The organism is Bacillus sp. ZY-1-1 (assembly GCF_003047165.1).
Lineage (GTDB): Bacteria > Bacillota > Bacilli > Bacillales > Bacillaceae > Bacillus > Bacillus velezensis.
On sequence record NZ_CP027061.1, the window covers coordinates 2,010,306 to 2,034,541 of the forward strand.

The 24,236-nt window shown below is 46.3% G+C and carries 2 protein-coding genes; both read left to right on the plus strand.

Going from position 1 to position 24,236, the window contains the following annotated elements; genetic code table 11:
- Positions 1–19: 19 nt before the first annotated feature.
- Positions 20–16,108: a non-ribosomal peptide synthetase gene (locus C5I45_RS10305; protein WP_107994379.1), complete on the plus strand. Its 16,089-nt coding sequence runs from the start codon at positions 20–22 to the stop codon at positions 16,106–16,108.
- A gap of 88 nt (positions 16,109–16,196) precedes the next feature.
- The gene (locus tag C5I45_RS10310; protein ID WP_107994380.1) at positions 16,197–24,050 is read left to right on the plus strand and encodes a non-ribosomal peptide synthetase; all 7,854 of its coding nucleotides are present in this window, start codon (positions 16,197–16,199) and stop codon (positions 24,048–24,050) included.
- Positions 24,051–24,236 lie beyond the last annotated feature (186 nt).

A 24,236-nucleotide genomic window follows, 5' to 3' on the forward strand; every position in this document is an offset into this window, starting at 1 on the left:
TATAAAATGAGGTGCTCCAATGTCGGTATTTAAAAACCAAGAAACGTACTGGGAAAACCTGTTTGATGAAGAAGACGGACTAAGCGCATTCCCTTACTTTAAAGCAGCGGATAAAGCGTCGTTTGCCCGTACCGGCTACCAGGAAAAATGCATCTGCCGTTCCTTATCTCCGGAAGTATCTCAAAGAATCATGACAATGGCGAATCATTCCGATATGGCGGCCTATCTGATTTTATTGGCGGGTATTGAATGCTTGTTATATAAATATACGGATCAAACGAGCCTGATTCTTGGCATTCCGACGGTATCGAAGCAAAAAGCCGGCCAGTCAGCCGTTAACAACATTGTCCTCTTAAAAAATACGCTTTCAAACGAGAGTACATTTAAAACCGTATTCGGGCAGCTGAAAGAAGCCGTTAATGATTCTCTGAAAAATCAAAACCTGCCGTTTAGAAAAATGGTTCAGCATCTGAGCGTGCAATACAATGACGAGCATCTGCCGTTGATTCATACCGTCGTTTCGCTTAACGAAATTCATTCCTTGCAATTTAAAGAAGATACTGCAGCCGATACGCTGTTTCACTTTGATTTGGAGAACAACGGGGTTCATTTGAAGCTTTTTTATAACGGCAATCTGTACGATGAGCGCTATATCAATCAAATTGTATCCCATTTGGATCAGCTGCTGTCTGTGATCCTGTTTCAGCCTCAAGCCGCGATCCATACGGCAGAGATCTTACCGGAAGCGGAAAAACAGAAGCTATTGTTTGATTTTAACGACACCGTCAGAGATTTCTCCGGGAGCAGAACAGTCTATCAATTATTTGAAGAGCAAGCAGAAAGAACGCCTGAGCATGCGGCCGTCAAGTTTAAAAACGACCATTTGACGTACAGGGAACTGAATGAGAAGGCGAACCGTTTGGCAAGAACATTGCGTAATTGCGGGGTTCAACCCGATACGTTAGTCGCCATTCTCGCTGATCGTTCATTAGAGATGATCGTATCCATTATAGCCGTTTGGAAGGCAGGGGGCGCTTATGTGCCCCTGGATCCTGAATATCCAAAAGAGCGGCTTCAATATTTGCTTCATGATGCGGATGCAGACGTTCTCCTTGTTCAGCGTCATTTAAAAAACAGTCTCACCTTTGACGGCCCGGTGATTGATTTGAATGATGAAACATCATACCATGCCGATAGCTCATTGTTATCACCAGCAGCGGGACACAGCCATTTAGCCTATGTCATTTATACGTCGGGTACAACAGGAAAGCCGAAAGGAGTCATGGTTGAACACGGCGGCATTGTGAATTCGCTCCAATGGAAGAAGGCGTTTTTTAAGCATTCTCCGGCGGATCGCGTGCTTGTCTTGTACCCGTATGTTTTTGATGCGTTCATTTTAAATTTCTTCGGCCCGCTCATCTCGGGGGCAACTTTGCACCTATTGCCTAATGAAGAGAATAAAGAAACTTTCGCCATTCAAAATGCCATAAAACAAGAGAGAATTACTCATTTCTCAACTTCTCCCCGTCTTCTGAAAACGATGATCGAACAGATGAATGCAGAGGACTTCATCCATGTTCAGCATGTTGTTGTAGGCGGTGAGCAGCTGGAAACAGATACAGTTGAGAAGCTGCATTCTCTGCAGCCTCGCATTCGGATCAATAATGAATACGGACCGACAGAAAACAGCGTGGTATCTACATTTCACCCTGTTCAGTCCGCTGATGAACAGATCACAATCGGCAGCCCGGTGGCCAACCATCAAGCTTATATTTTAGGAGCGCACCATCAAATCCAGCCGATCGGCGTACCGGGAGAGCTGTATGTCGGAGGAGCGGGAGTGGCCCGCGGCTACCTCAATCGCCCTGAATTGACGGAGGAAAAATTTGTGGAGCATCTGCATGTTCCTGGTCAAAAGATGTATAAAACGGGGGATCTCGCCAGATGGCTGCCGGATGGAAGAATCGAATATTTAGGGCGGATTGATCATCAAGTAAAAATTCGCGGCTACCGGATTGAGATCGGCGAGGTAGAGGCAGCCATGTTCAATCTGGAAAACGTTCATGAAGCCGCAGTCGTCGCGCGGGAAGACGCAGACGGAGCCAAACAATTGTATGCCTATTATGTCGGCGAGCCTTCTTTGACAGCAGCGCAGTTCAGAAAAGAATTATCCCGGGAACTGCCCAATTATATGATTCCCTCCCGCTTTATCCCTTTGGAACGCATTCCGCTCACTTCCAATGGGAAGATTGATCTGAAAGCTTTGCCTGCTGCTGACGAAAATACGCGGGCGGAATACGAATACATAGCCCCGCGGAACACAATAGAAGAACTGCTGGCGTCCATCTGGCAAGAAGTATTAGGGGCAGAACGTATAGGAATTTTGGATAATTTCTTTGATTTTGGCGGAGATTCGATTAAATCAATTCAGGTATCATCCAGATTGTATCAAGCCGGATACAAGGTTGATATGAAGCATTTGTTTAAACACCCCTCGATTGCTGAACTTAGTCAGTTTGTAGCGCCGGTCAGCAGGGTGGCTGATCAAGGAGAAGTGAATGGCGGAACCAAGCTGACCCCGATACAGCATTGGTTTTTTGAACAAAACATGCCGCATGCACACCATTACAATCAGGCCGTCATGTTATATTCGGCGGAATGCTTTAAAGAGGCTCCGCTTCGCCGGACGATAGAACAGATCGCGTCGCATCACGATGCCTTGAGGATGATTTTTGAAAAAACGCCGGATGGATACGCTCCGCGAATTACAGGAACGGATGAAAGTGAACTATACCATCTGGAAGTGATGAATTATAAAGGGGAAACCGATCCGGCTCAAGCGATTGCCGATAAAGCGAATGAGATTCAAAGCAGTATGGTATTAGACAAAGGGCCATTGATGAAGCTCGGTTTGTTCCAATGTCCGGACGGAGATCATTTGCTGATTGCAATTCATCATTTGCTGATTGACGGAGTATCCTGGCGTATTTTGCTCGAGGATTTTGCAAGCGGTTATGAGCAGGCAGAACGCGGACAAACGATCCAGCTCCCGCAAAAAACAGATTCGTTTCCATTCTGGGCCGATCAATTGTCCAAGTATGCGGCGGAAACCGATATGGAAGAGGAGATTGCGTATTGGACTGAGCTTTCAAGCATAAAGCCTCAGCCATTGCCTAAAGACACTATCAGCGAAGGATCGTTATTAAGAGACAGCGAAGAAGTGACGATTCAATGGACAAAAGAGGAAACGGAGCAATTATTAAAACAAGCGAACCGCGCCTACAACACGGATATCAACGATCTGCTGCTGACTTCGTTAGGGTTGGCCGTTCACAAGTGGACAGGCACGGAAGACATTGTCGTGAATTTGGAAGGCCACGGGAGAGAACCGATTATTCGGGATGCTGACATTTCCCGCACGATAGGATGGTTCACAAGCCAGTACCCTGTCGTCCTGAGAATGGAAGCCGGAAAAAACCTGTCGCAGCGGATCAAGATCGTGAAAGAAGGGCTGCGCCGCATCCCTGATAAAGGAATGAATTACAGCATCATCAAATATATATCCGGGCATCCGGAAGCCGACAGCCTGCAGCTGAATCCGGAGATATCGTTTAACTATTTGGGACAATTTGACCAAAACCTGAAGCATCAGGCTTTGCACATATCGCCATATTCCACAGGGTTATCGATGAACGAAAACCAAGAGAGAACGGCCGTGCTTGATTTGAACGGCATGATTGCCGAAGGGACATTATCACTGACACTGAGCTACAGCAGCAAACAATACGAAAGATCTACTATGGCGCAATTTGCCCAAGGGTTGAAAGAAAGTTTGCAAGAAGTCATTGCGCATTGCGTAAGCCGGCAGCAGACTTCTCTCACACCAAGTGACATCCTGTTAAAAGATATCTCAATCGACGAACTGGAACAGCTTTTGGAGCAGACGCGTGAATTAGGCGAAGCGGAAAATATTTATCCATTAACGCCGATGCAGAAGGGCATGCTGTTTCACAGCTTATTTGATCCGAATTCAGGTGCTTATTTTCAGCAAACGATGTTTGATCTGCATGGAGATCTGGAGATTGATTCATTTTCAAAAAGCTTGGACGGCTTATCGCAAAAATATGATATTTTCCGCACGAATTTTTACAGAGGCTGGAAGGATCAGCCGCTCCAAATCATATTCAAAACGAAAAAAATCGGTTTTCAATTCAATGACTTACGAGAGATGAAGGAATCACAAAAAGAAGCGATGATTCAGCAGTATGCCAGAGAAGATAAGATGCGGGGGTTCGACTTAGAAAAAGGTGCTTTAATGCGGCTATTCATCCTTCGTACGGATGAAAAGACATACCGTTTTATCTGGAGCTTCCACCATATTTTGATGGACGGCTGGTGCCTGCCGCTGATTACAAAAGAAATATTCGAGAATTACTTTGCCTTGCTTCAGCAAAAGCAGCCTGAACAATCATCAATTACTCCGTACAGTCAATATATTGAATGGCTCGGCCGGCAAGATGCGAAAGAGGCCACGGCTTATTGGGATCAGTACTTGGAGGGATATGAGGAGCAAACCGGCCTTCCTAAGGATCATCATGCAGCGGAAGACGGACGATACGTTCCTGAAAAAGTGACGTGTGACATAAGCTCCGATCTCACTTCGAAAATGAAGCGGACGGCAGGCGAGCATCATGTCACGCTGAATACGCTGCTGCAGACGGCATGGGCGGTTTTGCTGCAGAAATATAACCGCAGCCGGGACGTTGTGTTTGGAAGTGTTGTATCCGGAAGACCTGCTGGAATTCCAAACGTGGAAACCATGATCGGCTTATTCATTAACACCATTCCCGTCCGGTTCCGGTGCGAAGCCGGGACAACGTTGGCCGAGCTTATGAAAGAGGCGCAGGAAAGGGCTGTAGCGTCTCAACAATTTGAGACGCACCCGCTGTACGATATTCAAGCGCGCACAACGCAAAAACAAGATTTAATTACACATTTAATGATATTCGAAAATTATCCGGTTGATCAGTATATGGAAAGTATAGGCCGCCAGAACGGAACATCCATCACGATCTCCAACGTGCAAATGGAAGAACAGACCAACTACGATTTTAATTTGACCGTTATACCGGGCGACGAGATGACCATCTCTTTTGAATACAATGCAAATGTGTATGATCGGGCAAGCATAGAGCGGGTTCGGGAACATTTCATGCAAATCCTGCAACAAGTCGTGACAAATGCGGATATCCGGGTGGATCAAGCGGAATTGTTAACGGAAGGCGAAAGAAGAACCCTTCTGCAGACGCTTAACGACACGGCCGCGCCGTTTCCGCAGACGCCGGTTCATCAATTATTTGAAGAGCAATCGCAGCGTACGCCCGATCAAGCAGCCGTCATTGATAAGGACAGGCAGCTCACGTACGGAGAGCTCAATAAGCGGGCCAACCGACTCGCGCGAACGTTAAGAGCGAAAGGAGTCCAGACGGATCAGCCTGTAGCCATCATCACGAGAAACAGCATCGAATCGGTGGTCGGAATCCTTGCCGTTTTAAAATCAGGGGGAGCCTATGTCCCTATAGATCCGGAATATCCGCAAGACCGCATACGGTATATGCTGGATGACTCCCAAGCCGGAATCGTTTTAATGCAGCGGGACGTCAGGAAACAGCTTGCCTATGAAGGCGTCACGGTTTTACTTGATGATGAAAGTTCTTATCACCAAGATGGCTCTGACCTTGCTCCGATAAATGATGTGAGCCATTTGGCATATGTCATTTATACGTCAGGTTCCACAGGCCGGCCGAAAGGCGTACTAATCGAGCACCAAGGCTTGACCAATTATATTTGGTGGGCGAAAGAGGTTTATGTAAAAGGCGAGAAAGCCAACTTCCCATTGTATTCGTCAATTTCTTTTGATCTGACGGTGACTTCTATTTTCACGCCGCTTGTCACAGGAAATGCAATCATCGTCTATGACGGAGAAGATAAAACAGCTCTGCTTGAATCGATTGTGCGGGACCCGAGGGTGGATATCATTAAATTGACTCCGGCCCATTTGCAGGTTTTGAAAGAAATGAACATTGCCGATCAAACGGCTGTCCGAAGAATGATTGTGGGCGGGGAAAACTTAAGCACCCGGTTAGCCCGCAGCATTCATGAACAGTTCGAAGGCCGGGTTGAAATATGCAATGAGTACGGACCGACGGAAACCGTTGTCGGCTGCATGATTTACCGTTATGATGCCGTAAAGGACAGACGGGAATCGGTACCGATCGGAACCGCTGCGGCAAACACGAGCATTTACGTTCTTGATGAGAATATGAAACCCGCGCCGATCGGAGTGCCGGGAGAAATCTATATCAGCGGCGCCGGTGTGGCAAGAGGATATTTGAACCGTCCTGAATTAACGGCAGAGAAATTTGTCGATGACCCGTTTGAACCCGGAGCGAAGATGTATAAGACCGGAGATTTGGCGAAGTGGCTGGCGGACGGAAACATTGAATATGCGGGCAGAATAGATGAACAAGTGAAAATCAGAGGCTATCGTATCGAATTAGGCGAGATCGAGGCGGCACTGCTTCAAGAAGAAGCGATCAAGGAAGCTGTCGTTACAGCCAGAGAGGATGTCCACGGGTTTAAACAATTGTGTGCATATTACGTAAGCGGCGGGCAAACAACGGCTGCCCGGCTCCGGAAACAATTGTCTCATACCCTTGCAAGTTATATGGTTCCGGCTTATTTTATCGAGCTTGATGAAATGCCTTTAACTTCTAACGGAAAAATAAACAAAAAAGGGCTGCCGGCTCCGGATTTCGAGCTGCAGGACCGAGCAGAGTATAAAGCTCCCCGAACAAAAGCGGAAGAAATATTAGTTTCTGCCTGGGAATCGGTATTAGGCGCTGAAAACGTCAGTATTCTTGATAATTTCTTTGACCTTGGCGGAGATTCCATTAAATCCATTCAAGTATCCTCCAGATTAAATCAGCAAGGATACAAAATGGAAATCAAAGACTTGTTTCAATATGCAACAATTGCAGAATTGAGTCCGCATATCAAGCAGAATCTGCGTATAGCCGATCAAGGTGAGGTCAAAGGAAAAGTCAGCCTGACTCCTATTCAGCATTGGTTTTTCGAACAAATAACGACAGATCAGCATTATTATAATCAAGCCGTCATGCTGTATGCGCCGGAAGGTTTTCAGGAAACGCAGCTTCGTCAAACCCTACAAAAACTTGCTGAACATCACGATGCGCTCCGCATGACGTTCCGGACTACGGAAAATGGCTGCGAGGCACAGAATGAAGAAATCGCCCAAAGCGGACTGTACCGCTTAGAAGTCCTGAATCTGAAAGAAGATTCCGATCCGGGACGGACAATTGAAGCCAAAGCTGATGAGATACAAAGCAGTATGCGTTTAAGTGATGGGCCGTTAATGAAAGCCGGGTTGTTTCAATGCGCAAATGGAGATCATCTGCTCATCGCCATCCATCATTTGATTATAGACGGGATTTCATGGCGCATTTTACTGGAAGATATCGTTAGCGGCTACAAGCAAGCCGAGAACGGGCGAGTGATTCAACTGCCGCAAAAAACAGATTCCTTCCAATTATGGGCTAAGAGACTTTCAGAATATGCGCAAAGTGAAACCATAAAACAGGAACAGGAATATTGGACAAAGATCGAACGAACCGAAGTCAAACCGCTGCCTAAAGATTTTCATGAAACCCATACAACTGCAAAAGACAGTGAAACAGCAACTGTGGAATGGACGAAAGAGGAAACGGAGCTGCTATTAAAACAAGCGAATCGCGCTTATAACACGGAAATAAACGATTTGCTCTTAACTTCTCTCGGTCTTTCCATATCGCATTGGTCAGGACTGAAACAAATTCCGATTCATTTAGAGGGACACGGCCGAGAACAGATTATACAAGATATAGATATCTCCCGCACGGTCGGATGGTTTACAAGTCTGTATCCGGTTGTGCTGCACGCGCAGCCGGGCAAAGAGATCTCTGATTATATCAAGACGACCAAAGAAGGATTGCGCCAAATTCCGCATAAAGGGATCGGATATGGAATAGCAAGGTACTTAAGCGGCGGAATGCCATCGAAACTCAATCCTGAGATCAGCTTTAACTACCTGGGACAGTTTGACCAAGATTTACAGCAGCATGGGGTTCAATTATCTTCTTATTCTTGCGGTTCAGACTCTAGCGGAAATCAAGAAAGACCGTATGTATTGAATATAAACGGAATGATCACCGACGGCCGGCTGAAGCTTACGATCAGCTACAGCAGCAAACAGTACGCAAAAGAAACGATCATGCGGTTATCGGAAACGATTCAAAGCCGCCTGCGGACAATCATTACGCATTGCGTCCATAGAGAACAATCGGAACTGACGCCAAGCGATATTTTGTTAAAAGGCATGTCGATTGACGAATTGGATCAGCTCCTCATTCAACTGCCGCATGCAGGTGAGGTTGAAAACGTGTATCCGCTCACTCCGATGCAGAAAGGAATGCTCTTCCACAGCCTGCTGGACGAGGCCTCAAGTTCTTATTTTGAACAAGCATCGTTCGATTTGCAGGGAGAATTAAAGATTGATTGGTTTAAAGCAAGCCTTGAACGATTATTTGAAACATACGCCGTGCTCAGAACCCGTTTTTACAGCGGCTGGAACGATACTCCTTTACAAATTGTCTATAAAACGCAAACACCGCAAATTCATTTTGCAGATTTGCGTGATATAGAGGAGCACCTGAGAGAGGATGCAATCGCAGCCTATCAAAGAGAAGATAAGGCAAAAGGATTTGACTTGGCTCGGGATCCGCTGATGCGCATAGCGATTTTCCGTATGGAAGACCGCAAATATCATTTGATTTGGAGCTTCCATCATATTGTGATGGATGGCTGGTGCCTGTCTCTTATCACGAAGGAAGTGTTTGATCATTATCGCGCCTTACAAGAAGGCAGGGAACCAGAACCGTCATCGGCAGCTCCTTACAGCAACTATATCGAGTGGCTTGACCGCCAAGATCAGGGAGCGGCAAAGCGGTACTGGAGCGGGTATCTCGAAGGATATAAAGGTGAAACCACGCTTCTTCATAAAATAGAGCAGCATGAACAAAAAGAATACGCCTATGCCAATGTGACCTGCCGATTTGATCACGAACAGACAAAACAATTACAGCAGATCGCAAATCAGCATCAGGTTACATTAAATACGTTGATCCAAACGTTATGGGGAGTTTTATTACAGAAATACAGCGGGTCCGCAGACGTTGTCTTCGGCAGTGTCGTGTCGGGAAGACCGGCGGAAATTCCTGATGTGGAACAGATGATCGGTCTGTTCATCAATACCATTCCGGTTCGCATCCGCTGCGATGAGGACAGCACTTTTGCTGATACGGTGCAAATGGTTCAACAAAACGCTCTGGCTTCCCAATCATACGATACCTATCCTTTATACGAAATTCAGGCCCAAACGGAACAAAAGCAGAACCTGATTGACCATATCATGATTTTTGAAAACTATCCGATCGGTCAGCAGGTCGAAGAGACGGGACATCATAGTACGGAGCTGAACATTACGAATTTTCATATGCTGGAACACTCCCACTATGATTTGAATGTGGTTGTCATACCTGGCAAACAGCTGGCCGTTCATTTCGGTTTTAATGAAAACGAATATGAAAAATCAGAAGTGGAGCGGATCTGCGGACATTTTGAACAGCTCATGCAGCAAGTATTACAGCAGCCGTCTGTCAAAATAGAAGAATTGGAGCTTCTCTCTAGGCAAGAAAAAGAACATTTGCTCAGCCGCTTTCAGTCTAATGACATGCATTACCCGCTTGAACAAACGATACATGAGCTGTTTGAGGAACAGGCGCATCGTACTCCAGACAATACAGCGGTTGTATTCGAGGGTACACAACTCACCTACGGAGAACTGAACCGGCGTGCCAATCAGCTTGCGCGAACCTTGCAGGCAAAAGGTGTGCGGAACGATAAGCTTGTCGGTATTATGACTGAACGCTCGCTTGAGATGATTGTAGGCATCTTGGGAGTTTTAAAAGCGGGCGGCGCATATTTGCCGATAGATCCTGATTCTCCGTCTGAACGCATCAGTTATATTTTAAATGATTCAAGCATCAGCGTATTGCTTTACCGCGGGAAGCTGCAGGATGACATCGGCTTCTCAGGAACATGTATCGATCTCATGGAGGAACATTTCTATCACCAAAAAGACAGCAGTCTTGCACTCTCTTATCAGTCCAGTCAACTGGCCTATGCCATTTATACTTCCGGTACGACAGGCAAGCCTAAAGGCACGTTAATTGAACATCGCCAGGTCATTCACCTGATTGAAGGACTTCGACGCCAAATTTACTCTGCCTACGATGCGGAGCTGAATGTAGCCATGCTCGCTCCATATTATTTCGATGCTTCTGTTCAGCAAATGTATGCTTCCTTGCTGTCAGGACATACCTTGTTTATTGTTCCGAAAGAGATTGTGTCAGACGGTGCTGCCTTATGCCGTTATTATCGGCAGCATTCGATTGACATCACCGACGGAACACCTGCCCACTTAAAGCTTTTGATAGCTGCAGGTGATTTGCAGGGAGTTCCGCTTCAGCATCTTTTAATCGGAGGAGAGGCACTTTCCAAAACGACGGTAAATAAGCTCATGCAATTATTCGGCGATCATGGCGCTTCACCTGGGATTACCAATGTATATGGGCCTACGGAGACTTGCGTAGACGCGTCTCTGTTCAACATTGAATGTTCTTCCAATGCGTGGGCACGCAGCCAAAACTATGTCCCTATAGGCAAGCCGTTAGGCAGAAACCGCATGTACATTCTTGATTCAAAAAAACGGCTGCAGCCGGCGGGCGTCCAAGGCGAGCTGTATATTGCAGGGGACGGTGTCGGGCGGGGTTACTTGAACCTGCCGGAACTGACGGACGAAAAATTTGTTGCCGATCCGTTTGTACCGGAGGACCGAATGTACAGAACCGGTGATCTGGCCCGCCTTCTGCCGGATGGAAATATTGAATATATCGGCCGGATTGATCATCAGGTGAAAATTCAAGGTTTTCGGATTGAACTCGGTGAAATCGAATCGGTGATGCTTAACGTTCCTGATATTCAAGAAGCCGCCGCAGCTGCCCTTAAAGATGCAGATGATGAATATTACTTGTGCGGATACTTTGCTGCGGATAAGACAATACAGATCAGTGAACTTCGCGAAAGAATGGCCCGGCATTTACCGGGATATATGATCCCGGCTCAATTTGTGCAGTTGGATAAGATGCCGCTGACGCCAAACGGGAAGTTGAATCGCCAGTTATTGCCGGCTCCGGTCAAAAAGCGTGACGGCGGCATAGAGTACGTCCCGCCGCAAACTTCGGCAGAAATCCAGCTGACAGCAATTTGGGAAGATGTCCTCGGATTAGAGCAGGTGGGGATCAGAGATCACTTTTTTGAGATCGGCGGACACTCCCTGCGGGCAACGGCGCTGATTGCAAAAATACAAAAGCAATTGCATGTCCAAATTCCTTTGCGGGACGTCTTCCGTCTCCCAACCATTGAACAGCTCGCACAGACGATCACGAAGACGGAGCTGACCGGATATGCTGCGATTCCTGCAATTGAAAAAAGACCTTATTATCCGGTATCCTCAGCACAAAAACGGTTGTACATCCTGAATCACTTGGAAGGCGGAGAACTCAGTTACAACATGCTGGGACTGATGGCTGTCGAAGGCAAGCTTGACCGTGACAAGCTGCAGCAAGCCTTCCGCACGCTGATTTTGCGCCATGAATCTTTGCGCACCGGTTTTAAAATGGCTGACGGAGAACCCGTTCAGTATGTCTTAGATCACGCAAAGTTCGAAGCAGAGTGGTATCAGGCAGAAGAAAATGATGCGGACCTTTATATCCGCAAATTTATTCGTCCATTTCATCTGGATGAGCCGCCGCTGCTTCGCGTGGGGCTGATTGAACTTCAACCTGACCGCGGAATTCTGATGTTTGATATGCACCATATTATTTCTGACGGAACATCCATGAGTGTATTGATTAAAGAATTTATCCGCATTTATGAAGGAGAAACATTACCGCCTTTGCGCATCCAGTACAAGGACTACGCAGTATGGCAGACCGGCGAAGCGCGGTTAAAACAGATCCAAAATCAAGAAGCCTATTGGTTAGAGCTGTACAGCGGCGACGTTCCTGTCCTTCATCTGCCGACCGATTATATCCGGCCGTCGGCACGGGATTTTGCGGGAGCCACAATGCAGTTTACGCTTGATAAGCAAAAAAGCGCCGGGTTAAAGCAGCTGGCATCCCAAACTGAATCGACTTTATATATGGTGCTCCTTGCGTCTTATACATTATTGCTTTCAAAATACAGCGGCCAGGAAGACATAATTGTCGGCAGTCCTATAGCGGGAAGACCGCACGCCGATTTGGAACCGATTATCGGAATGTTTGTGAATACATTGGCCATGAGAAATTACCCTGAAAAAGGGAAGACGTTCTCTCAGTATCTGTCCGAGGTGAAGGAGAATGCATTAAAAGCTTATGAGCATCAAGATTATCCGTTCGAAGCGCTGATCGATCAACTGAATATCGCCAGAGACTTGAGCCGTAATCCATTGTTTGACACCATGTTTGTGCTTCAAAACACGGAGCAGGAACAGTTAGAGATAAATGACGTCACTTTCAAACCATATCCAAGCGAACATACGATGGCTAAATTTGATTTAACCTTAACGGCGGTGGAAGAAGAGTCGGGTATTCAGTTCACAATGGAATACTTGACGGCTCTGTTTAAACCGGAAACGATCAAACGCATGATGGGGCATTTTGTGCAGCTGATTGATTCGATTATTAAACAGCCTGATGCCGAGCTGGCTCGTCTGAATATGATGACCAAGGAAGAGGAAGGAGACATTCAGCAACTCTTTAACGATACTGCAGTTGCGGAAAAACGAATTCCGACAACGATTCATCAGCTTTTTGAGCAGCAGGCTGAGCTTAACCCGGATCATGAAGCCGTCATGTTTGGAATTCAGACACTGACTTATCGTCAGCTGAATGAGCGTTCCAATCAGCTGGCGCGCATCCTTCAAGATAAGGGGGCCTGCACTGATCAGGTTGTTGCCGTTCTCACGGATCGCTCAGCACATATGATCATCGGCATTTTAGCCATATTAAAGGCCGGCGCAGCATTTCTTCCTATTGATCCGGAGCTTCCCGAAAAACGGCGGGCTTTTATGCTGAAAGACAGCGGCGCCGATGTGCTTTTGACTTGTGCAGGCCACGCTATTCCGCCGCGCTTTGAAGGAGAAGTGCTTCAGCTTGATGATCCGATGATATATCAAGGCAGAGCAGACAATCTTAATCTTTCCTGCTCGGAAAATGATTTAATGTATGTTATTTACACGTCAGGCACAACGGGGCAGCCGAAAGGAGTTCAGTTGGAGCACAAGACGATGACGAATCTGCTCGCTTATGAGCAGGATCATACGCAGCTTCGCTTTGACAGAGTGCTGCAATTTGCCGCGATGAGCTTTGATGTCTGCTATCAAGAAATGTTCTCCGCGCTTTCAAGCGGAGGAACACTCTTTATCATCGGCAATGAGGCAAAACGTGACATACGTCAGCTCAATGATTTTGTCAGAACGCACGGGATACAAACAGCATTCCTCCCGACAGCGTTCCTTAAGCTCCTTGCCTCAGAGAAACAATATTTCGAACCGTTTGCCGCGTGCGTGGATCACATCATCGCTGCGGGAGAACAGCTCATCGTAACAAGTATGCTGCGTGACATGCTGGCACGCCATCAAGTCACATTGCATAATCATTATGGCCCGTCGGAGACGCATGTTGTGACCATGTATACCGTCGATCCTGATACAGATCAGGAGCTTCAGCCGATCGGCAAACCGATTTCAAATACGGAGATTTTCATTTTGAATGAAGCCGGAACGCTTCAGCCTGTCGGAATCGTCGGTGAACTTTGTATTTCAGGAGCGAGCCTTGCCAGAGGCTATCATAACAGGGAGCCTTTGACACTCGAAACTTTTGTTCCGCACCCATATGACTCGAATCAGCGGATGTATAAAACAGGCGATCTGGCCCGTTACCTTCCTGACGGAAACATTGAATATGCGGGAAGGAGAGACCACCAGGTCAAAATCCGCGGTTACCGGATTGAACTCGGTGAGGTGGAGGCCGCTCTTCTCAAGCACGTACAGGAAGCAGTTGTCCTATCAAAAGAAAATACCGATGGCCAAATCGATTTATATGCCTATTTTACAGCGGAGCAATCACTCTCGATCAGTCAGCTGAAAGAAAAACTTGCTGGCCAAATACCGGGATACATGATCCCTTCATACTTCATCCAGCTTGAGAAACTGCCGCTAACCGGCAATGGAAAAGTAAATCGAAGAGCATTACCGATGCCTGAAGCAGGTTTACAAACGGGAACCGACTACGTTGCTCCGCGGACGAATATGGAAGAGCAGCTGATATGCATCTGGCAAGACGTTTTGAAGGTAAAAGAAATAGGTGTAAAAGATAACTTTTTCGATTTGGGCGGCCACTCGTTGCGGGGGATGACGCTCATCGCCAAAATTCATAAGCAATTCAGCAAAAACATTTCATTAAGAGAGGTCTTTCAATGTCCGACAGTTGAGGAAATGGCAAAGGCAATTGCAGGAGCTGAAACCAACGGGCCGGATTACATTCCGAAAGCCAAAGCAAAAGATGTCTATCCTGTATCTTCCGTGCAGAAGATGGTTTACCTGTCAACACAAATAGAAGGCGGAGAACTGAGCTACAATATGCCGGGAATCCTTACATTAGAAGGAAAACTCGACATAAATCGCTTGCAAACCGCTTTCCAAAGACTGATCCAGCGTCATGAATCACTGCGTACCGGTTTTGAGCTGGTCCGCGGAGAACCGGTGCAGGTGATCAAACCGCAAGCGGAGTTTTCGATGGAAAGATACAAGGCAACAGCTGACGAGGTTGAGGAATGTTTCCGCACCTTCGTGCGGCCGTTCGATCTCAGCCAGGCTCCATTACTCAGGGCCGGACTCATCGAGTTAGAACAAGACCTGCATATTTTCATGTTTGACATGCACCACATCATCACGGACGGCGCCTCCATGAATATTTTTGTCGAAGAACTGATTCAATTGTATGACGGCAAAGAGTTAGCTCCGCTCCGTATTCAGTACAAAGACTTTACGGAATGGAAACATCAAAAAGAGCAAAGAGAACGAATCAAGAAGCAGGAAGGGTATTGGCTTGGTGTATTTCATGAAGAGCTGCCTTCATTTGAGCTGCCGAAAGATTTTGCGAGACCGCCGGTTAGAAGCTTTGATGGGAAAAGGCACAATTTTACGCTCGATAAGACTGTCACCCAAGGGATAAAGCAGCTGGAAGAATTGACCGGGACGACCGCTTACATGATTTTGTTCTCGGCCTATTCCATACTGCTGGCTAAATACAGCGGTCAGGGTGATATCGTCGTCGGCACACCTATTGCGGGGAGACCGCATGCGGATTTGGAACCCATTATCGGAATGTTTGTCAATACATTAGCCATCCGCACCGCTCCGATGGCGGAAAAGACATTTTTGGATTATATAACGGAAACGAAAGAAACCATGCTGAAGGCTTTTGAACATCAAGAGTATCCTTTTGAAGAATTAGTTGAAAAACTGGGTGTAAAACGGGACTTAAGCCGCAATCCATTGTTTGATACGATGTTTGTCCTGCAAAATACGGAACAAACGGATATTGAAGTGGACTCTCTCGCAGTCAGGCCTTATGAACAAACAGAGACGGCAGCCAAGTTTGATTTACAGCTGAACTTCTTAATAGATCAAGATGAGATTCAGGGCAGTTTTGATTACTGTACAAAACTGTTTAAAAAGAAAACCATTGCTGTATTGGCCAAGGATTACGTCATGATCCTTTCGGCGATTATGAGAAACCCATCCATTCCTTTAAAAGACATTCAATTAAGCGAAAAAGTAAACAAAAGTAAACATCTCGCAAGCACAATCGAATTGGATTTCTAATCACGGGGGCAGCGGCTGTCCCGGCATAAATGCCGCGGCTGCCGCCAGCTGCCTGAAAACAGGAATGAAACCAACTGGAGGGATATGAATGTCAGAATTCAAACAACAGGAGTTGTTCTGGGGCCGAATGTTTCACACGGAAGACCGTCCCGGTGCATTCCCTTCGTTTCAAGTGTCCGACTCAACAGTAAAGCGTGATATAACAAGCGGATCTGACTGTATTCACAGTTCATTGAGTGCGGAGGTATCACGGCGCATTCTGACCATGACGAACCAAACGCCAATGGCCGTCTATCTGGTTCTCCTGGTCGGAATTGAATCCCTTTTATACAAATACACGGGGGATGAGGGAGTGATTACAGGGGTTCCAACCTTTGAAGACGAAACTGATGAAGATCTTCGTTCAGACCAGCTCATGTTAATCAAACAGCATATCAATTCCGGCAGTACGTTTAAATCAATTTTCCATGAATTGAAACATACGCTGGACGAAGCGATCTTATATCAGGACGTTCCCTTTGATAAAATGGCCGGACAGCTGAGGCTGAACTACAATGCAAATCATTTGCCGATCATCCATACAGTTGTTTCACTAGAGCAAATTCATTCTGATGGTTTCATAGAAACGGCTGCTGCAGATGCTTTATTTCAGTTTGCTATGGGTGAAGACTTGATTGACCTAAAATTATGTTTTAATGAACAAGTCTATGACCGTCAGTATATGATGCAGGTGCTCGGACATTTAAACCGGCTATTTTCTGTCATATTATTTCAGCCTGACCTCCCCCTCGGCCAAGTGGATATTTTGCCAGAATCGGAGACACATACACTTCTCGTTGACATTCAAACTGCGAAAACTGAATATCCGCGGGATAAGACGGTTTATCAGTTATTCGAAGAACAGATGAAACGAACACCGGATCAAGCAGCCGTTATTTACGGAGAAAAGCAATTCACATATCGTCAGCTCAATGAACGTGCCAATCAATTAGCCCGAACGTTAAGGAAAAAGGGGGTAAAGACGGACCGGCTCACTGCGATTATTTGCGAGCATGAGATCGAACTGGTCGTGGGAATACTGGCCGTTTTAAAAGCGGGAGGGGCCTATGTGCCAATTGATCCGGATTATCCGAAGCATCGCATACAGTATATAGTAGAAGACTCCCAAGCTGATATCATCCTGACGCAGAGCCATCTTCAAAAACAGTTGGAACTTGCGGGCACAATGGTTTTCCTCGATCAGGAAAGCTCTTACCACGAAGACGGCTCTGACCTGGAACTGATCAGCAATACGAAGGATTTGGCTTATGTCATTTATACGTCAGGCTCCACAGGCAAGCCTAAAGGAGTGGCAATTGAGCATCAGGGCTTAACCAATTATATTTGGTGGGCCCGCCGGGTCTATGTCAAAGGGGAAAAAACCAACTTTCCCCTATATTCGTCCATCGCTTTTGATCTGACGATAACGTCTGTTTTCACTCCGCTCATTACAGGAAATTCCATTATTGTCTACGGAGGAGAAAACAGTGCTGCCTTGCTTGATTGCATTATTCAGGATTCAAGGACGGATATTATCAAGCTGACCCCGGCGCACTTGCAGTTATTGAAAGAGATGAATATCCCTGCTGAGTGCACCATTCGGAAATTGATTGTCGGCGGTGACAATTTAAGCATGCGGCTCGCCCGTAGCATCAGCGGGAAATTCGGCGGAAAAATCGAAATTTTTAACGAATACGGGCCTACAGAGACAGTCGTCGGCTGTATGATTTATTCCTTTGATCCGCAAAACGACAGACGGGAATCAGTGCCGATCGGAACCGCCGCGGACAACATGAACATTTTCGTGCTGGATAAGAGCATGAAGCCGGTGCCGGCCGGCGTTCCGGGAGAAATCTATATCAGCGGGGACGGCATCGCCAGAGGATACTTGAACAGAGCGGAATTAACAGCAGAAAGATTTTTGCAGCACCCCTTTGTGCCAGAGGTGAAAATGTACCGGACGGGAGATTTAGCAAGGCGGCTCCCGGATGGAAATATTGAATATTTAGGCCGGATCGACCACCAGGTGAAAATCCGCGGTTACCGCATTGAAATCGGGGAAGTCGAATCCGCATTTTTCCAAATACCGCCGATTCAAGAAGCTCTCGTTACGGCACAAGAAACCAACGGGGAAACATCCTTGTGCGCCTATTATACCGCACAGCATTCTTTAACCGCAGGCGAAATTCGGGAGCGCCTGTCCCGGCAACTTCCGTCCTATATGATCCCTGCTTATTTTGTACAGCTGGATGCGATGCCGCTTACTTCCAACGGAAAAATAGATCGTCAGGCTCTGCCTGCTCCAACGAGAAATCTCACTGGAAATCCTTATACAGCTCCGCGGACAAAACTGGAAAAAATACTGGCCGGGGTGTGGGAATCGGTATTAGGCGCAGAACAGGTCGGAATCGATGATCATTTCTTTGAGCTGGGAGGAGATTCGATTAAGTCGATTCAGGTGACCTCAAGCTTATATCAAGCCGGGTATAAGCTTGACATCAAACACTTGTTCAAACACCCGACGATCTCCGGGCTTGCTCCTTTTATTGAGCCCATTACCCGAATCGCAGAACAAGGGGAGATCAAAGGCCGTACCTTATTGACGCCGATTCAGCATTGGTTTTTCGCCCGGCAATACCCTGATCCGCATCATTATAATCAATCTGTCATGCTTTATTTTAAAGGGGGTTTGGACGAATCGAAGCTTCAGAAAGTCATGAAGAAGATTGCCGAGCATCACGATGCTTTGCGCATGGTCTATGTTCAGGGAGATCATGAATACGAAGCCAGAACCCGCGGGATCAGTGAAGGAGAATTATTCAGCCTCGACGTGTTCTCTTTACTCGAAGAAAACAACCCTGCCGAAACGATAGAAACGATAGCAAATGACATTCAGCAATCCATCCATTTAGCCGATGGACCGCTCATGAAACTGGGATTGTTTCAATGTCAGGATGGCGATCATTTGCTGATTGCGATTCATCATCTGGTTGTAGATGGCGTATCGTGGAGGATTTTACTTGAGGATATAACGTCAGCTTATGAGCAGCTCCAAAACGGAGAAACGCTCACGCTCCCTAAGAAGACGGATTCCTATCTGTTATGGGCTGAACGATTGAAACATTATGCAGAAACTCCGGAATTTGAAGCAGAAAATCAATATTGGCTTGAGCAGAAACATATCTCGCAACACAAATTGCCAAAGGATAATGAGCAGGAGACCGGTCTGGCCGAAGACCGGGAAACGATCATCGTCCAATGGACAGAGGAAGAAACCGAGCATTTATTAAAAAAATCGAACCGGGCCTATACGACTGACATTAATGATTTATTGCTGACCGGACTCGGAATGGCTGTTCATCGCTGGACGGGGCATGAAGAAATTCATGTTCATCTGGAAGGACACGGCAGGGAATCTATTTTTCAAGACGTTGATATTTCACGTACAGTGGGCTGGTTCACAACCCAATACCCGGTTTCTTTTCAAATCCAGGCAGACCGGGACATCTCCCAGCGGATTAGGACGGTGAAAGAACAGCTGCGTCAGATTCCCCAAAAAGGAATAGGATATGGCCTGATGAAATATTCGTCCGATCATCCGAAGGCATCAGAATGGACCGGACATCCGGAAATCAGCTTCAATTACCTCGGACAATTTGATCAAGATTTCGAAAATGGAGGAATCGAAGTATCTCCTTACTCCGGAGGGAAAATTGCAAGCGACAGACATCCCATTGCCTATACGCTTGACATTAACGGCATGATCTCAGACGGCCGGCTGTCATTGGCCATCAGTTACAGCGGTAAACAATATCGAAGAGAAACGATGGAAACATGTGCAGCTCTCTTAAAGAACAGCCTAAAAGAAGTCATCGAACATTGCGCAGCTCAAGAAGACATTCACCTGACGCCAAGCGATATCTCACTGAAGGACATAAGAATCGAGGAATTAGATCAATTTGTTCAGCAAACACAGCATATCGGCGAGATTGAAAATATATATCCTTTAACTCCCATGCAGAAAGGTATGCTGTTCCATAGTTTAATCGATTCGGCTTCCAGAGCTTACTTTGAACAAGCCGTTTTTGATCTCAAAGGCGACTTGGATATCAAGGCATTTACAATGAGTTTGTCGCAGCTGGCGGAAAGACATGAGATTCTCCGGACTCATTTTTATACGGAATGGAAAGATCAGCCTTTGCAGATCGTATTCCGAAAAAAAACGATCGAAATAACTGTTGAAGATATTCGAAGCATGAAGAATAAACAACGAAACGAGTTCATTGCCGGCTTTGTACAAAAAGATAAGGCAAGAGGATTCGACCTTACCCAAGATGCATTAATGCGCGTATCAATCCTTCGTACAGAGGATGACCAAGTCCGATTGATATGGAGCTTCCATCATATTTTAATGGATGGCTGGTGTCTGCCTCTTATTACGAATGAAGTATTTGAAACCTATTATGCGATTCTTGATAGAAGAAAAGCGGAGCGGGAAGTCGTCACCCCGTACAGCCGATATATCGAATGGCTGGAAGACCAGGATCATAAGCACGCTTCAGCCTATTGGCAAAAATATTTGGACGGTTATGAAGGACAAACTGTTTTACTGAAAGAACCTGTCTCAAACCAAGCCAAGGGATATCAAAAACAAAGGCTTGCATGCCGGCTCGGAAAACAGCTGTCAGAAGAAATCAGACAGACTGCAAGCAAGCATCACGTCACCGTGAATACGTTCATTCAAAGTGCGTGGGGACTATTGCTGCAAAGGTACAACAACAGTCAGGATGTCGTTTTCGGGTCGGTTGTATCCGGCCGCCCGGCAGAAATTCCGGGTATCGAGTCCATGGTCGGCTTATTTATCAACACCATTCCCGTCCGTATTACCGCTCAGCCTGGAATGACTGTGGAACAAGTGTTGAAAATGAGCCAGGAGCAGGCATTGGCTTCTCAAGGGTATGATACATTTCCGTTATATGAAATTCAGGCTCAAACTGAACAAAAGCAGCAGCTGATCAGTCATATCATGGTATTTGAAAATTATCCGGTCGAGAAACAAATGGAGCATATGAAACCGAATCGTGACGCACTGGACATTATCAATTTCCATATGGAAGAGCATACCCATTACGATTTCAATTTCATTGTCATGCCCGCGGGAGAAATCGACATTCATTTTGTATACAATAGCAACGTCTATGATCATGCAAGTGTCAAGCGGATGGAAGGGCATTTTATGCAAATCATTAAGCAGATGGTGAACAGTCAGGCGATTCGCGTCCAAGACTTGGATATACTTACGGGGGATGAACGTTCGCTCCTTATAGAGGCATTTAATGATACGGAAGCAGATTATCCAAAGGAAAAGACGCTTCATAAATTGTTTGAGGAACAAGCACAGCGTACGCCTGATCAAACGGCTGTCGTATACGGGGAAAGCCAGCTGACATACCGGGAACTGAATGAAAGAGCCAATCAACTTGCCCGGACATTGCAATCAGAAGGCGTGCAGCCGGATCAGCCGGTCGGGATTATGGCCGAACGTTCCTTGGAAATGATCGTAGGACTCTTCGGAATCTTAAAAGCCGGCGGCGCGTATGTGCCGATCGATCCGAGCTATCCGGAAGAACGGATTCACTATATATTGGAGGATTCGGATCCGAAGCTGTTGTTAGTACAGAGTCACTTGAGGAAAAGCGTGCCTTTTACGGGAAAAGTGCTTGACCTGGAAGATCCGCGATTCTCTTGGGAAGATGGTTCAAACTTGAAACAGACTGCCGGACCGAATCACTTAGCTTATGTTATCTATACTTCGGGATCAACAGGCCGACCGAAAGGGGTTATGGTGGAACACCGATCCGTAATCAACCGTCTCGTTTGGATGCAGAAACATTACCCGCTGGATAAGCAGGATGTCATTCTGCAAAAAACCCCAATCACCTTTGATGTATCGGTGTGGGAATTGTTCTGGTGGTCGATGACTGGTTCTAAAGCGGTATTGCTTCCAAACGGAGGAGAAAAGAACCCTGACGTCATCTTAGATACGATTGCGCAGAAAAATGTCACCATTATGCATTTTGTGCCTGCGATGCTGCATGCTTTTCTTGAGTCCATGGAGCAAAAATCCGACGAGGAATTAAAGAGAAAGCTGGCATCATTAAAATATGTATTTGCAAGCGGCGAGGCTTTGACGCCTGCGCACGTTGCGGGGTTTCATCGCTTGATCACACCGGCGGGTGAGGCTCAAATCATCAATTTATACGGGCCGACCGAAGCGACGATCGATGTATCGTATTTTGAATGCGAAGCGGGAGAAACGCTTAACTCAGTTCCGATAGGTAAACCGATTTCCAACATTCAATTGTATATCGTACACCCCGAATCGGAATATTTTCAACCGCTCGGTGTGGCAGGAGAGCTGTGTATCGCCGGAGACGGGCTCGCACGGGGCTATTTGAACCGCCCGGAGCTGACGGCTGAGAAGTTTGCAGCTCACCCATATGAAGCAGGGAAGCTGATGTACCGTACAGGCGACTTGGCAAGATGGCTGCCTGACGGCAATATCGAGTATTTGGGAAGAATTGATCATCAAGTGAAAATCCGAGGCTACCGGATAGAACTCGGCGAGATCGAAGCATCTTTACTACAACTCGATGCTGTCAAAGAAGCGGTCGTCATCGCGATTGAAAAAGAGGGCTCAAAACAGCTGTGCGCTTACTTGTCAGGAGACGAGTCATTAAATACGGCGCAGCTGAAGCGTCATTTGCTGAACAATCTGCCTACGTATATGATTCCGGCTTATTTTGTACAAGTAGAGAATATGCCGATAACCGCTAATGGAAAAATCGATCGAAAAGCGTTGCCGGCTCCTGAGGGAAATAGGCTTACCGGAACCGAATACGCAGCGCCAGGAACGTTAATTGAAAAGCAGCTGGCCGATATATGGAAGGATATTTTAGCTCTGCCTGACCCCGGGATTAAAGATCACTTCTTTGACGTTGGCGGCCATTCACTTAAAGTATTGCAGCTCATTCATCAAATTAACGCCAGTATGGGAATCAACATGCATTATCAAGCCGTATACGATTTTCCTACCATCGAAACAATGGCACGCGCCATTCAAGCGGCCGTTTTCGAATCCGAGACGGATAACGTATTCGTCAAGCTGAATCAGGAAGATTCAATCCCTGTGTTCTGTTTCCCGCCTTTAATCGGGTATGGACTCGTTTATAATGAAATGGCGAAAAGACTTGACGGCGTCAGCACCATCTATGCCGCTGATTTCTTAGAAGAGCCGTCTCATGGGAAAGAGATCGTTGACCGGTATGCAGAAAGCATGATAAGCATTCAAGAACAAGGGCCTTTTGTTCTGCTTGGTTACTCTTCCGGATCGAATTTGGCTTTTGAGGTTGCCAAAGCCTTAGAAAAGCGGGGGCGCACCGTATCTGATGTGATTATGCTGGATTCTAAAATCACCGATTCGGTAACTCATTTATCGGAAGAGGAAATCCAAGAGATCGTCCATCTGAATATGGACATTATTCCGGACTACTACAGAGAAATATTAACCATTCCTTCGATTAAGGATAAAATCAGAGGCTATCTAGCGTATCACAATGAACTGATCAATTCCGGCGCCGTTAACGCCAACATCCATCATTTGCTATGCGGCGATGTAACCGATGATAGGGGCTGGACACAATCAACAGCACAGCATTATCTTGAGTACAAATTAAAAGGAGATCACGTGACGATCTTTGAACCTCACAATATCGAAGAAAATACGGATGCAATTCGATCTATTATCAAAAGGATTGAAGAACGGCATCATCACGGACTTGTTCTTGAAGAACAACTGTCAATAGGATCGTTTGCTGGCGACACGAAGTTTGACAAAATGTAAGTGATCAAGTGTAAAACGCCGCTGGCCTGGCACTCAGCGGCGTTTTTTATTAAAAAGGCGAGAGTCATACTCCTGTGTTCGCAAGTTACTCCAGAGCCGTTCTCCATGACCGGTTGTCATCAAATGGTAAAAAAATCATCATACATTTTAAGGAAAAAGAAGGATGTCAAGTTATTAGAAAAAAGT